The following is a 13,304-nucleotide window of genomic DNA, read 5'->3' as shown; positions in this document are numbered from 1 at the left end:
TCAGCTCTTCTCCTTCTTCGCGCCGTAACGGCTGCGGGCCTGCTTGCGGTTGCGGACACCCTGGGTGTCCAGCGAACCACGGACGATCTTGTAGCGGACGCCCGGGAGGTCCTTCACACGACCGCCACGCACGAGCACGATCGAGTGCTCCTGCAGGTTGTGGCCGACGCCCGGGATGTACGCCGTCACCTCGATCTGGCTGCTCAGCTTCACACGAGCGACCTTGCGCAGCGCAGAGTTGGGCTTCTTGGGGGTGGTGGTGTAGACGCGCGTGCACACGCCGCGCCGCTGAGGGCTCCCCTTCAGCGCCGGCGTCTTGGTCTTGCTCGTCTTAGCCTGGCGGCCCTTTCGGACCAGCTGCTGGATCGTGGGCACCGGGTTTCTCCGCTCCCTTCGGCCGCATTCCTCACGGCCGCACCGTCTTCGTATGCGTTATGTGTCGAACGACCCGGGGGGATCGTCCGACACCCGCGGTCGGGCGTGTCGTCCGGCTCACGGTCCCGCCGCGCGTTGCGATAACGCGCGGCGAGTCTTGTTCTTGTTCGGGCGCCTGGCCCGAGCCGTGCTGCTGCCCCGGTCTTGCCTACGACTCTGGGCGCACGCACGACTTGCCCGGGCAAGCCCAGGCACGAGGAGGAAGATTACCCACCTCAGGCTCAGCGGTCAAAACGAACCCCGCCAGCCATGATGGATATCTCCGCACGGTCAAGTGTACCGGGTGTCCTGATTCCGCGAGCGGGCACCGTCAGGAGACTTGCACCAAGAGGGAGAACCCCAGGGCGAGCAGGGCTATTCCCACGCCCGTGGCGCCACAGGAAATGCCCGCGATGGCCTGGCCGCGGCCGGTGAAACGAAGCATGCCATCGCGCCCTGACCTGCGGATCTGTCGGCTGGCGACCAGCCCGACGGCCACCGCGCCGCCGCCGATCAGCACGGCCAGCAGGGTGAACGCCCCGGCCACCAGCCCGCCCCAGCCCGCGGACGCGCCGGCCGAGCCGAAGCAGAAGACCAGCAGCGAGACGACGATCGAACCGATGCCGGCGATCATCGCGCCGGTCGCCTGTCCGGAGACCACCGGGGGCACCTGGATCTGAACCAGTCCGTACTCGGTGCCGCCGACCGGATCGATGCGGGCCGGCTGCCAGCGACCGTCCTCAGGCGGAGGCGGCGGGCCCGGCGGCCCCTGCGGCGGCCCAGCTTGAGGGTAAGGATGGCCCGGGTACGTCATACCCCAAGCTTGTCACCCGAACGTGAGAGGGCGCAGCCCGCCTCAGTCGGTCGTGGTGTCGAAGTCTTGCCCGCCCGGACCGGCCAGGTGGAGCAGGCCGACGATGACCGCCACGACCAGGGCCGTGAGGGCCAGCACGATGCCCGCCCAGGCCAGTCCGCGGCCGCGGCGCACCCACTTGTTGCCGGTCAGGTAGCCCGCCGCGGCGAACTGCTGGCGATGCGTCTGCCGGGCCATCACGAGCGCGATCGTGGCCGGGATCACCCCACCGACCAGCGGACCGGTGATCAGCGCGGTCAGGCCGAGCGCGAAGACCGCGCGGGCCTTGGTGGACGACGCCGGTTCCGGGTCCATCGGGTGCCGGGTGGGCACGGCGGCGGGAAGTGTCACGTACCCATTAAAGCCCGGAGGGCGGCCACGCTCACACGTGGCCGCCCTCCGGTATCGATCAGACCTAGCGGTACGACCCGAAATCGAAGTCGTCCAGCGGCACAGCCTGCCCGCTGGCCGGCCCGAAGCCGTAGTCGGTCTCCGGGTACCCGGTCATCGAGTACACCTTGGCCTTGGCCTCCTCGGTCGGCTCGACCCGGATGTTGCGGTACTTGCTGATGCCCGTACCGGCCGGGATGAGCTTGCCGATGATGACGTTCTCCTTGAGGCCCACCAGCGAGTCGCTGCGCGAGTTGATCGCAGCGTCGGTGAGCACCCGGGTGGTCTCCTGGAAGGAGGCCGCCGAGAGCCAGGAGTCGGTCGCCAACGAGGCCTTGGTGATACCCATGAGCACCGGACGACCGGCGGCGGGCTCGCCACCCTCGCCGACGATCCGGCGGTTCTCCGACTCGAAGAGCGCCCGGTCGACCAGGATGCCCGGCAGGAACTCCGCGGCGCCCGAGTCGATGACCGTGACCCGCTTGAGCATCTGGCGGATGATGATCTCGATGTGCTTGTCGTGGATGAGCACACCCTGCGAGCGGTAGACCTCCTGGACCTCCTGGGTCAGGTGGACCTGGACCGCCCGCGGACCCATGATCCGCAGAAGCTCGTGCGGGTCGATGGTGCCCTCGGTCAGCTTCTCGCCGACGCCGACGTGCTCGCCGTCGTGGTACCGCAGCTTGACGCGCTTCGAGATCTTGTCGTACACGATCTCTTCGCTGCCGTCGTCCGGGACAACCACGATCTTGCGGGACCGCTCGCCGTCCTCGATCCGCACGCGGCCCGGGGTGTCGGCGATGGGCGCCTTGCCCTTGGGCACACGGGCCTCGAAGATCTCCTGGACCCGCGGCAGACCCTGGGTGATGTCCTCACCCGCGACACCACCGGTGTGGAAGGTACGCATCGTCAGCTGCGTGCCCGGCTCACCGATGGACTGGGCCGCGATGATGCCGACCGCCTCGCCGATGTCGACCGCCTTGCCGGTCGGCAGCGAACGGCCGTAGCAGGCCGCGCAGACGCCCAGCTTGGACTCGCAGGTCAGGACGCTGCGTACCCGCACCGTCTCGGTACCCACCGCCACCAGCTTGTCGACCAGGATCGAGTTGAGATCCTCGCCCCGGGCGACCACCACGTTGCCGTCGGCATCGGTGATGTCGTCGGCGATGGTCCGCGCGTGGATGCCGGTCTCGGCGTGCGTGTCGAGCTCGAGCTCGCCCGCCTGGTTCCGGCTCAGCACCGTCATCGGGATCGCCCGGTCGGTGCCGCAGTCCTCCTCGCGGATGATGACGTCCTGCGACACGTCCACCAGACGCCGGGTCAGGTAACCCGAGTCAGCGGTACGCAGCGCGGTGTCGGCCAGACCCTTCCGTGCGCCGTGCGTGGAGATGAAGTACTCCAGCACGGTCAGACCCTCGCGGTACGACGACGTGATCGGCCGCGGGATGATCTCGCCCTTGGGGTTGGCCACCAGACCACGGATCGCGGCGATCTGCCGGAGCTGGAGGAGGTTACCGCGGGCGCCGGAGTTGATCATCACCCAGAGCGGGTTCTCCTGCGGCAGCGCGGTCTCCATCTCCTTGGAGATCTCGTTGGTCGCCTTGGTCCAGATCTCGATGAGCTCGCCGCGACGCTCCTCGGCGGTCATCAGGCCACGCTGGTACTGCTTGTCGATCCGGTCGGCCTCGGTCTGGTACTTGGCCAGGATCTCCGGCTTGCGCGGGGGCCCGATGACGTCGCCCATGCCGATCGTCACGCCGGACCAGGTGGCCCAGTGGAAGCCGGCCTCCTTGAGCGCGTCCAGGGTCGCGGCCAGCGCGACCTTGGGGAAGCGCTCGGCGAGGTCGTTGACGATCGCCGACAGCTGACCCTTGCGGATCTCGTAGTTGACGTACCGGTAGCCCGGCGGCAGGGTCTCGTTGAAGATCACCCGGCCCAGCGTGGTCTCGACCAGCACCTGGTCGCCCGGCTGCCAGCCTTCCGGCTGCTCCCAGGCGGCGCCCTTGCCGTTGTCGACGCCGGCGACCTCCTGAAGGCGGATCTTCACCGGGGCCTGCAGGTGGAGCTCGCCGTTGTCGAACGCCATCCGCGCCTCGGCGTCCGAGCTGAACACCCGGCCCTCGCCCACGCCGCCCGGCGTGAGGTGGGTCAGGTAGTACAGCCCGATGATCATGTCCTGGGTGGGCATGGTCACCGGCTTGCCGTCGGCCGGCTTGAGGATGTTGTTCGACGAGAGCATCAGGATCCGGGCCTCGGCCTGCGCCTCGGCGGACAGCGGCACGTGCACCGCCATCTGGTCGCCGTCGAAGTCCGCGTTGAACGCGGTGCAGACCAGCGGGTGGATCTGGATCGCCTTGCCCTCGACCAGCTGCGGCTCGAAGGCCTGGATGCCCAGGCGGTGCAGGGTCGGCGCGCGGTTCAGCAGCACCGGGTGCTCGCTGATGACCTCTTCGAGGACGTCCCACACGACCGGACGCTGGCGCTCCACCATCCGCTTGGCCGACTTGATGTTCTGCGCGTGGTTCAGGTCGACCAGGCGCTTCATCACGAACGGCTTGAACAGCTCCAGGGCCATCTGCTTGGGCAGACCGCACTGGTGCAGCTTGAGCCGCGGGCCGACGACGATGACCGAACGGCCGGAGTAGTCGACGCGCTTGCCCAGCAGGTTCTGCCGGAACCGGCCCTGCTTGCCCTTGAGCATGTCGGACAGCGACTTCAGCGGACGGTTACCCGGGCCGGTGACCGGCCGGCCGCGGCGGCCGTTGTCGAACAGCGCGTCGACGGCCTCCTGCAGCATCCGCTTCTCGTTGTTCACGATGATCTCGGGCGCGCCCAGGTCGATCAGGCGCTTGAGCCGGTTGTTCCGGTTGATCACCCGGCGGTACAGGTCGTTCAGGTCGCTGGTCGCGAAGCGGCCACCGTCGAGCTGCACCATCGGGCGCAGGTCCGGCGGGATGACCGGGACGCAGTCGAGCACCATGCCCAGCGGCGAGTTGCGGGTGTTCAGGAACGCGGCGACGACCTTGAGCCGCTTCAGCGCACGGATCTTGCGCTGGCCCTTGCCGGTGCGGATGGTCTCCCGCAGCGACTCGGCCTCGGCGTCCAGGTCCATGTTCTGCAGCAGCGCCTTGATCGCCTCGGCGCCCATGCCGCCCTCGAAGTACTCGCCGAAGCGGTCCCGGAGCTCGCGGTAGAGCAGCTCGTCGGTGACCAGCTGCTTGGCGTCGAGCTTGCGGAAGGTGTCGAGCACCTCGTCGAGCCGGTCGATCTCACGCTGCGCCTTGTCACGGATCTGGCGCATCTCCCGCTCGCCGGCCTCCTTGACCTTGCGGCGGACGTCGGCCTTGGCGCCTTCGGCCTCCAGCTCGGACAGGTCCTGCTCGAGCTTGGCGGCGCGACCCTCGATCGTCGAGTCGCGGCTGTTCTCGGACTGCCGCTTCTCGGCGAAGATCTCGTTCTCGATCGTCGACAGATCGCGGTGACGCGCCTCGGCATCGACCTTGGTGACCACGTACGACGCGAAGTAGATGATCTTCTCGAGGTCCTTGGGCGCCAGGTCGAGCAGGTAGCCCAGCCGGCTCGGCACACCCTTGAAGTACCAGATGTGCGTGACCGACGCGGCCAGCTCGATGTGACCCATGCGCTCACGGCGGACCTTGGACCGGGTCACCTCGACGCCGCAGCGCTCACAGATGATGCCCTTGAACCGGACCCGCTTGTACTTGCCGCAGTAGCACTCCCAGTCCCGCTGCGGACCGAAGATCTTCTCGCAGAAGAGTCCGTCCTTCTCGGGCTTGAGCGTGCGGTAGTTGATCGTCTCGGGCTTCTTGACCTCGCCGTGCGACCACTGGCGGATGTCGTCAGCGGTAGCAAGGCCGATGCGCAACTCGTCGAAGAAGTTGACGTCGAGCACTTGGACTATCCCTCGTGTTTCGTTGCTCGGATAAATTCCAGGCCGGCGGGGCGGCGTCCGGCGGCCTCAGGCCACCGGACGCCGCACTCCGTCAGATCTCTTCGACGCTGCTGACGCCCTCGTTCGGGCGGCGGGACAGGTCGATGCCGAGTTCCTCCGCGGCCCGGAAGACCTCGTCGTCGGTCTCGCGCATCTCCAGGGCAACACCGTCGCTGGACAGCACCTCGACGTTGAGGCACAGCGACTGCAGCTCCTTGAGCAGCACCTTGAACGACTCCGGGATTCCCGGCTCCGGGATGTTCTCGCCCTTGACGATGGCCTCGTAGACCTTCACGCGGCCGAGCACGTCATCGGACTTGATGGTGAGCAGTTCCTGAAGCGCGTACGCCGCGCCGTAGGCCTGCATCGCCCAGCACTCCATCTCGCCGAACCGCTGTCCACCGAACTGCGCCTTACCACCCAGCGGCTGCTGCGTGATCATCGAGTACGGGCCGGTCGAGCGAGCGTGGATCTTGTCGTCGACCAGGTGGTTCAGCTTCAGGATGTACACGTAGCCGACCGCGATCGGGTCGGGCAGCGGCTCGCCGGAACGACCGTCGAACAGCTGCGCCTTGCCGTCGCCGTTGACCAGCCGCTTACCGTCGCGGTTGACCAGGGTCGACTCGAGGAGACCCTTGATCTCCTCCTCCTGGGCGCCGTCGAAGACCGGGGTGGCGACATTGCTGTCCTTCGGCGACTCGTGGGCCTCGATGGCCCGGAGCTGCCGCTTCCACTCCTCGTCCTCGCCCTCGACCGACCAGCCGGTCTTGGCGATCCACCCGAGGTGGGTCTCCAGGACCTGGCCGATGTTCATCCGGCTCGGCACGCCGAGCGGGTTGAGCACGATGTCGACCGGGGTGCCGTCCTCGAGGAACGGCATGTCCTCGACCGGCAGGATCTTCGAGATGACGCCCTTGTTGCCGTGGCGGCCGGCGAGCTTGTCGCCGTCCTGGATCTTGCGCTTCTGGGCCACGTAGACGCGGACCAGCTCGTTCACGCCCGGGGGCAGCTCGTCGCCGTCCTCGCGGGAGAACGTGCGGACGCCGATCACCGTGCCGGTCTCGCCGTGCGGAACCTTCAGCGAGGTGTCCCGGACCTCCCGGGCCTTCTCACCGAAGATGGCGCGCAGCAGCCGCTCCTCCGGGGTCAGCTCGGTCTCGCCCTTGGGCGTGACCTTGCCGACCAGGATGTCGCCGGGCACGACCTCGGCGCCGATCCGGATGATGCCGCGCTCGTCCAGGTCGGCGAGCATCTCCTCGCTGACGTTGGGGATGTCGCGGGTGATCTCCTCCGGACCCAGCTTGGTGTCGCGGGCGTCGACCTCGTGCTCCTCGATGTGGATCGAGGTGAGCACGTCCTGCTGCACGAGGCGCTGCGACAGGATGATCGCGTCCTCGTAGTTGTGGCCCTCCCAGCACATGAACGCGACGAGCAGGTTGCGGCCGAGGGCCATCTCCCCCTCGTCGGTGCACGGTCCGTCGGCGACGACCTGGCCGGCCTCGACCCGGTCACCCTCGAACACGACCGGCTTCTGGTTGACGCAGGAGCCGGCGTTGCTGCGGCGGAACTTGTGCAGCAGGTAGGTGCGGCGGTGGCCGTCGTCCTGGTGCACCGTCACGTAGTCGGCGCACAGGTCTTCCACCACGCCGCCGACCTCGGCGACGACCACGTCACCGGCGTCGACCGCCGCGCGGTACTCCATGCCCGTACCCACCAGCGGCGACTCCGCCTTGACCAGCGGGACCGCCTGACGCTGCATGTTCGCACCCATCAGGGCGCGGTTGGCGTCGTCGTGCTCGAGGAACGGGATCATCGCGGTGGCGACCGAGGTCATCTGCCGCGGCGACACGTCCATGTAGTCGACCTCCGTGCCCGGCACGTAGTCGACCTCACCGCCCTTCCGGCGGACCAGGACGCGGTCGTCGGCGAAGGTGCCGTCGCTCTTCAGCGTGGCGTTCGCCTGCGCCTTGATGAACCGGTCTTCCTCGTCGGCGGTGAGGTAGTCGACGTGGTCGGTGACCGTTCCGCCGTCCACCCGCCGGTACGGGGTCTCGATGAATCCGAACGGGTTCACCCGCGCGAACGTCGAGAGCGCACCGATCAGGCCGATGTTCGGGCCTTCCGGGGTCTCGATCGGGCACATCCGGCCATAGTGGGACGGGTGGACGTCACGGACCTCGAAGCCCGCCCGCTCACGGGACAGACCGCCCGGGCCGAGCGCGCTCAGCCGGCGCCGGTGGGTCAGGCCCGCCAGCGGGTTGGTCTGGTCCATGAACTGCGAGAGCTGCGACGTGCCGAAGAACTCCTTGATCGCCGCCACGACCGGGCGGATGTTGATCAGGGTCTGCGGCGTGATCGCCTCGACGTCCTGGGTGGTCATCCGCTCACGGACGACGCGCTCCATCCGGGACAGGCCCACGCGGACCTGGTTCTGGATGAGCTCGCCGACGGTGCGCAGGCGACGGTTGCCGAAGTGGTCGATGTCGTCGGCCTCGTAGCCCTCCTCACCGGCGTGCAGCCGGCAGAGGTAGTCCACGGTCTTGACGATGTCTTCCTCGGACAGCGTGCCCCGGACGATCGGGACGTCGATCTCGAGCTTCTTGTTGAACTTGTAACGGCCGACCTTGGCGACGTCGTACCTCTTCGGGTTGAAGAAGAGGTTGTCGAGCAGGGTCTGCGCGTTCTCCCTGGTCGGGGGCTCGCCAGGGCGGAGCTTGCGGTAGATGTCGAGCAGAGCCTCGTCCTGCCCGGCGATGTGGTCCTTCTCCAGCGTCGTCATGAGCAGCTCGGACCAGCCGAACCGCTCGCGGATCTGCTCCGCGGACCAACCGATCGCCTTGAGCAGGACGGTGACGGCCTGCCGGCGCTTGCGGTCGATCCGGACGCCGACCGTGTCGCGCTTGTCGATGTCGAACTCGAGCCAGGCACCCCGGCTCGGGATGACCTTCACGCTCGACAGGTCGCGGTCGGAGGTCTTGTCCGGCTCCTTGGTGAAGTAGACACCGGGAGAACGGACGAGCTGACTCACCACGACGCGCTCGGTGCCGTTGATGACGAACGTCCCCTTGGGGGTCATCATCGGGAAGTCACCCATGAACACCGTCTGGCTCTTGATCTCGCCAGTGGTGTTGTTGGTGAACTCCGCGGTCACGAACAGTGGCGCGCAGTAGGTCAGGTCCTTCTCCTTGCACTCCTCGATAGAGGCCTTGACCTCGTCGAAGCGGGGCGCCGAGAAGGACAGCGACATGGTGCCGGAGAAGTCCTCAATGGGACTGATCTCTTCAAGGATCTCTGCGAGGCCCGAGTGGGCGTGCGGGTCGTCCGTCGATCGGGCCTGCCAGGCCTCGTTGCCCACCAGCCAGTCGAATGACTCGGTCTGGATGGCCAGGAGGTTGGGAACCTCAAGTTGCTCGGTGATCCTGCCGAAAGAGATACGGCGGGGAGCGTAGGCGCTCGACGTACGGCTGGTCTTCGCAGGGCGGGAAGCTGCCAAGATGCGTCCTTCCGAGGACCGGTGCTGCTGATGCGGCTTTGAGCTGCGGGTGTCTGCGTGCACTCCAATGGACCCCCCGGCAACTATCCAGATGGATATGCCGGCAGGGATCCAGGCAGAAGGCAGCGCAAACTAGCAGTGTAGCCGCTCGGCCAACCGCTGTCCAGCCCCAACCTCAGGACGCTGCGGAGCGTGCCTCCCGGGGCCTCCGACCTGCGGTTCTTTGGTCGGTGCCACTCCAGGGGCCGCTCGGAACGCGAGCGTTTGTCCCTCGGTGCCCGGATGGAACCCGTTGTCTCCGAGTTACCCATCGGTGGGCGGTCGCAAGCGCGGAACTTGCTGATAGTCAGCGTGCCCGTCGTCGGACACTCAGTCAAGGGTTGCGCCGCGTGCCGTCGTCCATCGGACGCGGCATAGCGACCATAGCGCACGATTGGTGGATCTTGCGGTGGTTTGCCACAGCCCTGTCGGCCAGGGCTTTCACCTGGGAAAAGACGGTGGCGGAGACCCCTGAGGGTCCCCGCCACCGCGAGCCTGGGGCTCAGATCACTTGAGGGTGACCTTGGCGCCCTCGCCCTCGAGCTTGGCCTTGGCCTCCTCGGCCTTCTCCTTGTTGACGCCCTCGAGGATCGCCTTGGGGGCGGCCTCGACGGTGTCCTTGGCCTCCTTGAGGCCCAGGCCGGTCAGCTCGCGCACGACCTTGATGACCTGGATCTTCTTGCCGCCGTCGGCCTCGAGGACGACGTCGAAGGAGTCCTTCTCGGCCTCGGCCTCGGGGGCCGCACCGGCCGGGCCGGCCGCCGCGATGGCAACCGGCGCCGCGGCGGTGACCTCGAAGGTCGTCTCGAACTGCTTGACGAACTCGGACAGCTCGATCAGCGTCATCTCCTTGAACGCGTCGAGCAGCTCGTCGGTGCTGAGCTTCGCCATGTCTGGCAACCTTTCGTTGTTTCTGGTCTGTGGTGGTCTGTCCGCGCGACGGGCCTAGCCCTCGGCGGAACCGTCCTTCTCGCGCTTCTCCTGCAGGGCCGCGGCAAGCCGCGCGACCTGCGACAACGGCGCCTGGAACAGGCCCGCCGCCTTGGTCAGGTTGCCCAACATGGCGCCGGCCAGCTTGGCCAGCAGCACCTCACGGGACTCGAGGTCGGCGATCTTGCTGACCTCGTCGGCCGAGATGGCCTTGCCCTCGAAGACGCCGCCCTTGATCACCATGGCGGGGTGGGTCTTGGCGAAAGCCCGGAGGCCCTTGGCCGCCTCGACCGGGTCACCCTCCACGAAGGCGAGCGCGGTAGGACCGGTGAACAGCGCGTCAAGGCCCTCGATGCCCGCGTCTGAAGCGGCACGCTTCGCGAGCGTGTTCTTCGACACGGAGTACTTGGTCTGCGTGCCGAGCGAGCGCCGCAGCTCCGTCAGCTCCGCGACGGTGAGGCCGCGGTACTCGGTCAGCAGCGTCGCCGACGAGCTCCGGAACTGCTCCGTGAGCTCAGCGACAGCGGTGGCCTTGTCGGCCCGGACCGGCTTGTCCGCCATGTCCCTCCTCTCAATGCTCGAAACGCTGATCGGTTCCGAACATGAGAAACGCCCCGGGCGCAGGGCCACGGGGCGGTATCGGGCGCTTTTCAAGGCGGCCGGGCGCATCCGTTCGCTCCCTGCGCGGGCCGCCCGCATGTGCGGGACTTTCGACCGCGGCGTCCGTCGTCAAACGGGCACTGCGGCGACCAGCGGTCTTTGGGTGGAACTTCGCAGGCAACAGTACGCGTCCCGCCCGTCACGTCCAAATCGCGACCTCCCGCCCGGCCCGCGACCTACGTCACGGTGCCGGCCGGGTGCCGCGCCCACCTCGGTGGTGGGTGGGTTGCGCGCGCCGACGTGTTGCCGCCTCCCCCACCCCGGCACTGGGTGGGTCGGACGGTAGCGGGTCGAGGCGGTGATCTTGGCGGGCTGTCCACAGGGAGCGGGACTGTGGATAACCGGGGGGAATCAGGCGCGGCGGGATCTCAGGCGCGAATAGCCGGCGAGGACGACCAGGCACCAGGTCAGGGACCAGGCCGCGAGGAAGGCGTAGCGGCCGGCGCCGGGGAGGGTGTCGGCGTTGAGAGCGCGGGCCACGGCCATGACCGGCGGGACCAGCCAGGGCGCGATCGAGTGGGACAGACCGAAGATGATCGTCAGGATGGCCCCGCCGACCAGGATCAGCAGGCCCTTGGCCAGGCTGCCGGCCACCACTCGGCTGGACAGGGCGCCGAGGGCCAGGGCGGCGGCCAGGGCGAGCAGATGCGCTACGACGCCGAGCAGGATGCCGCCCAGCAGGTCCGGGCCCTGGATGGCGCCGACCAGCAGCGGAGCGGCCATCGCGAAGAGGCAGAGGACGAGGCCGCACAGGGCGGCGGCGAGCAGGCCGGCCAGGGCCTCACGGCGGGCGCCGACGACGATGCGGGCCAGGCGGCGCTGCACGTCGGGCTCGGTGTCCAGGACCAGCTTGACCATCCACGCCAGCACCGGGAAGAAGACCGTGGCGGAGTAGCCGTAGGCGGGGGCGGCCTCGGACGCGCCGCCGCCGTAGAGCACGCCGAGGACGGCCAGGGCGAGGATCGCCGGCGCCGCGATGCGGCCGCTGCCGAGGAAGGCGGTCACGCGCATGCGTACCAGTGCGGTCATCGCTTTCCCTCCGCGCGTACCCCCAGCACACGGTGACCGGAATCGCGCAGCTCAGCCATGGTCTGGTCGGCGTGCGCGCGGCGGGCGACGACCTCGATGACCACCTCGTCATCGTCGTCGTCCGGCTCGGGGTCGGGCTCGCCGGGCCGCACCCGGCCCTCGGCGACCGTCCAGCGGATCGCGTCGGGCAGCCGGGCGATCTCACCGCGGTGGTCGCTGACCAGCACCGCTCCCCCGGCCGCGGTCACCTCGGCGACGATCTCGGGGATCAGCTCGCGGGCCACCGCGTCGAGGCCCTCCCACGGCTCGTCCAGAACGAGCAGACCGGGACGCAGCAGCAGCGCCTGGACGACGCCGACCTTCTGCGCGGTGCCCTTGGAGAGGTCGGCGAGCCGGGTGTGCCGGTGCTCGGCGAACCTCAGGCGCTCGAACCACTCGTCGACGCCGGAGCCGCCGCGGATCTCGGCCATCCGGCGCAGGTACTGCTCGGCGGTGAACGGCTGGTCGGCGGGGAACCGCTCGGGCACCCAGCCGACCACGGCGGGACGGTCGGTCACCCGGCCCTGGACCGGGCTCAGCACACCGGCCGCGAGCTGGAGCAACGTGGACTTGCCGGCGCCGTTGCGGCCCAGGACGACGACCGTCTCACCGGGATTGATCACCGCGTCGACCTCGGCCAGCGTCCACTCGGCCCGCCGGCCGTACCGGAACCACACCCCGTCGAAACGCACGGCCGGAAGCCTGCCACAACAGAAAGACCCCCGGGAATCCCCGGGGGTCTTTTCTCAGACGATCGTCAGGCGGCCGCGTTCTCGCGGAGGCCCTTGACCACCTTCGGGTCGACCGGGACGCCCGGGCCCATGGTGGTGGCGACGGTGACCTTCCGGAGGTAGGTGCCCTTGGCCGCGGACGGCTTGGCCCGCAGGACCTCCTCGAGCACCGCACCGTAGTTCTCGACCAGCTGCTCGGCGCTGAACGACGCCTTGCCGATGATCAGGTGCAGGTTCGAGTGCTTGTCGACCCGGAAGGTGATCTTGCCGCCCTTGATATCGGAGACGGCCTTGGTCACGTCCATGGTGACGGTGCCGGTCTTCGGGTTCGGCATCAGGCCACGCGGGCCGAGGATGCGGGCGATACGGCCGATCTTGGCCATCTGGTCCGGCGTCGCGATCGCGGCGTCGAAGTCGAGCCAGCCACCCTGGATCCGGGCGACGAGTTCGTCGGTGCCGACCTCGTCGGCGCCGGCCGCGACGGCCTCCTCGGCCTTGGCGCCCTGGGCGAAGACGATCACCCGGGCGGTCTTGCCGGTGCCGTGCGGCAGGTTGACGACGCCGCGGACCATCTGGTCGGCCTTACGCGGGTCGACACCGAGGCGCATGGCGACCTCGACGGTGGCGTCGAACTTGGTGGACGTGCCCTCCTTGGCCAGGGCGATGGCCTCGGCGGGCTCGTAGAGCTTGGAGAGGTCGATCTTCTCGGCCGCCTTGCGGTAGCCCTTGCTGCGCTGCATTTCCGTTAACTCCTGTGGTAGTTGGCGGGGCGGC

At 68.5% G+C, this 13,304-nt stretch carries 10 protein-coding genes; all 10 read right to left on the bottom strand.

The window, feature by feature from the left end; translation table 11 throughout:
• The 10 genes from rpsL to rplA all read right to left on the bottom strand — a co-directional run bounded on the left by rpsL (position 1) and on the right by rplA (position 13,270).
• Positions 1 to 375 (bottom strand): 30S ribosomal protein S12, encoded by a 375-nt coding sequence (gene rpsL, locus AB0O15_RS14750; protein WP_014440718.1) that lies wholly within the window; start codon positions 373 to 375, stop codon positions 1 to 3.
• A 370-nt stretch (positions 376 to 745) separates the two neighbouring features.
• Complete coding sequence (locus AB0O15_RS14745) at positions 746 to 1,228, bottom strand: hypothetical protein (RefSeq protein ID WP_364318454.1); 483 nt, start codon at positions 1,226 to 1,228, stop codon at positions 746 to 748.
• A 42-nt stretch (positions 1,229 to 1,270) separates the two neighbouring features.
• Positions 1,271 to 1,582: a hypothetical protein gene (locus AB0O15_RS14740; RefSeq protein ID WP_364319027.1), complete on the bottom strand. Its 312-nt coding sequence runs from the start codon at positions 1,580 to 1,582 to the stop codon at positions 1,271 to 1,273.
• Positions 1,583 to 1,682: 100 nt separating this feature from the next.
• Entirely contained in the window at positions 1,683 to 5,570 is a 3,888-nt protein-coding gene (locus AB0O15_RS14735; protein WP_364318452.1) for a DNA-directed RNA polymerase subunit beta', read from the bottom strand.
• 91 nt (positions 5,571 to 5,661) lie between these two features.
• Positions 5,662 to 9,102: a DNA-directed RNA polymerase subunit beta gene (locus AB0O15_RS14730; RefSeq protein WP_364318450.1), complete on the bottom strand. Its 3,441-nt coding sequence runs from the start codon at positions 9,100 to 9,102 to the stop codon at positions 5,662 to 5,664.
• A gap of 546 nt (positions 9,103 to 9,648) precedes the next feature.
• Positions 9,649 to 10,032: a 50S ribosomal protein L7/L12 gene (rplL, locus tag AB0O15_RS14725; RefSeq protein ID WP_364318448.1), complete on the bottom strand. Its 384-nt coding sequence runs from the start codon at positions 10,030 to 10,032 to the stop codon at positions 9,649 to 9,651.
• A gap of 54 nt (positions 10,033 to 10,086) precedes the next feature.
• Positions 10,087 to 10,632, bottom strand: coding sequence for a 50S ribosomal protein L10 (rplJ, locus tag AB0O15_RS14720; RefSeq protein ID WP_364318446.1), 546 nt, complete (start codon positions 10,630 to 10,632; stop codon positions 10,087 to 10,089).
• Between the two features lie 450 nt (positions 10,633 to 11,082).
• Positions 11,083 to 11,760 carry a hypothetical protein gene (locus AB0O15_RS14715; RefSeq protein WP_364318444.1) on the bottom strand — a complete coding sequence of 226 codons (678 nt, stop codon included), beginning with the start codon at positions 11,758 to 11,760 and terminating at the stop codon, positions 11,083 to 11,085.
• Positions 11,757 to 12,491, bottom strand: a complete 735-nt coding sequence (locus AB0O15_RS14710) for an ATP-binding cassette domain-containing protein (RefSeq protein ID WP_364318442.1) — start codon at positions 12,489 to 12,491, stop codon at positions 11,757 to 11,759. The genes AB0O15_RS14715 and AB0O15_RS14710 overlap by 4 nt, the downstream gene beginning before the upstream one ends.
• Positions 12,492 to 12,556: 65 nt before the next feature.
• On the bottom strand, positions 12,557 to 13,270 hold the full coding sequence (gene rplA, locus AB0O15_RS14705) for a 50S ribosomal protein L1 (protein ID WP_364318441.1): 714 nt from the start codon (positions 13,268 to 13,270) through the stop codon (positions 12,557 to 12,559).
• Positions 13,271 to 13,304 lie beyond the last annotated feature (34 nt).

It is taken from the genome of Actinoplanes sp. NPDC089786, assembly GCF_040684855.1.
Lineage (GTDB): Bacteria > Actinomycetota > Actinomycetes > Mycobacteriales > Micromonosporaceae > Actinoplanes.
Note: the sequence above shows the minus strand (reverse complement) of the source record. Positions and strands in the feature narration are given on the sequence as shown.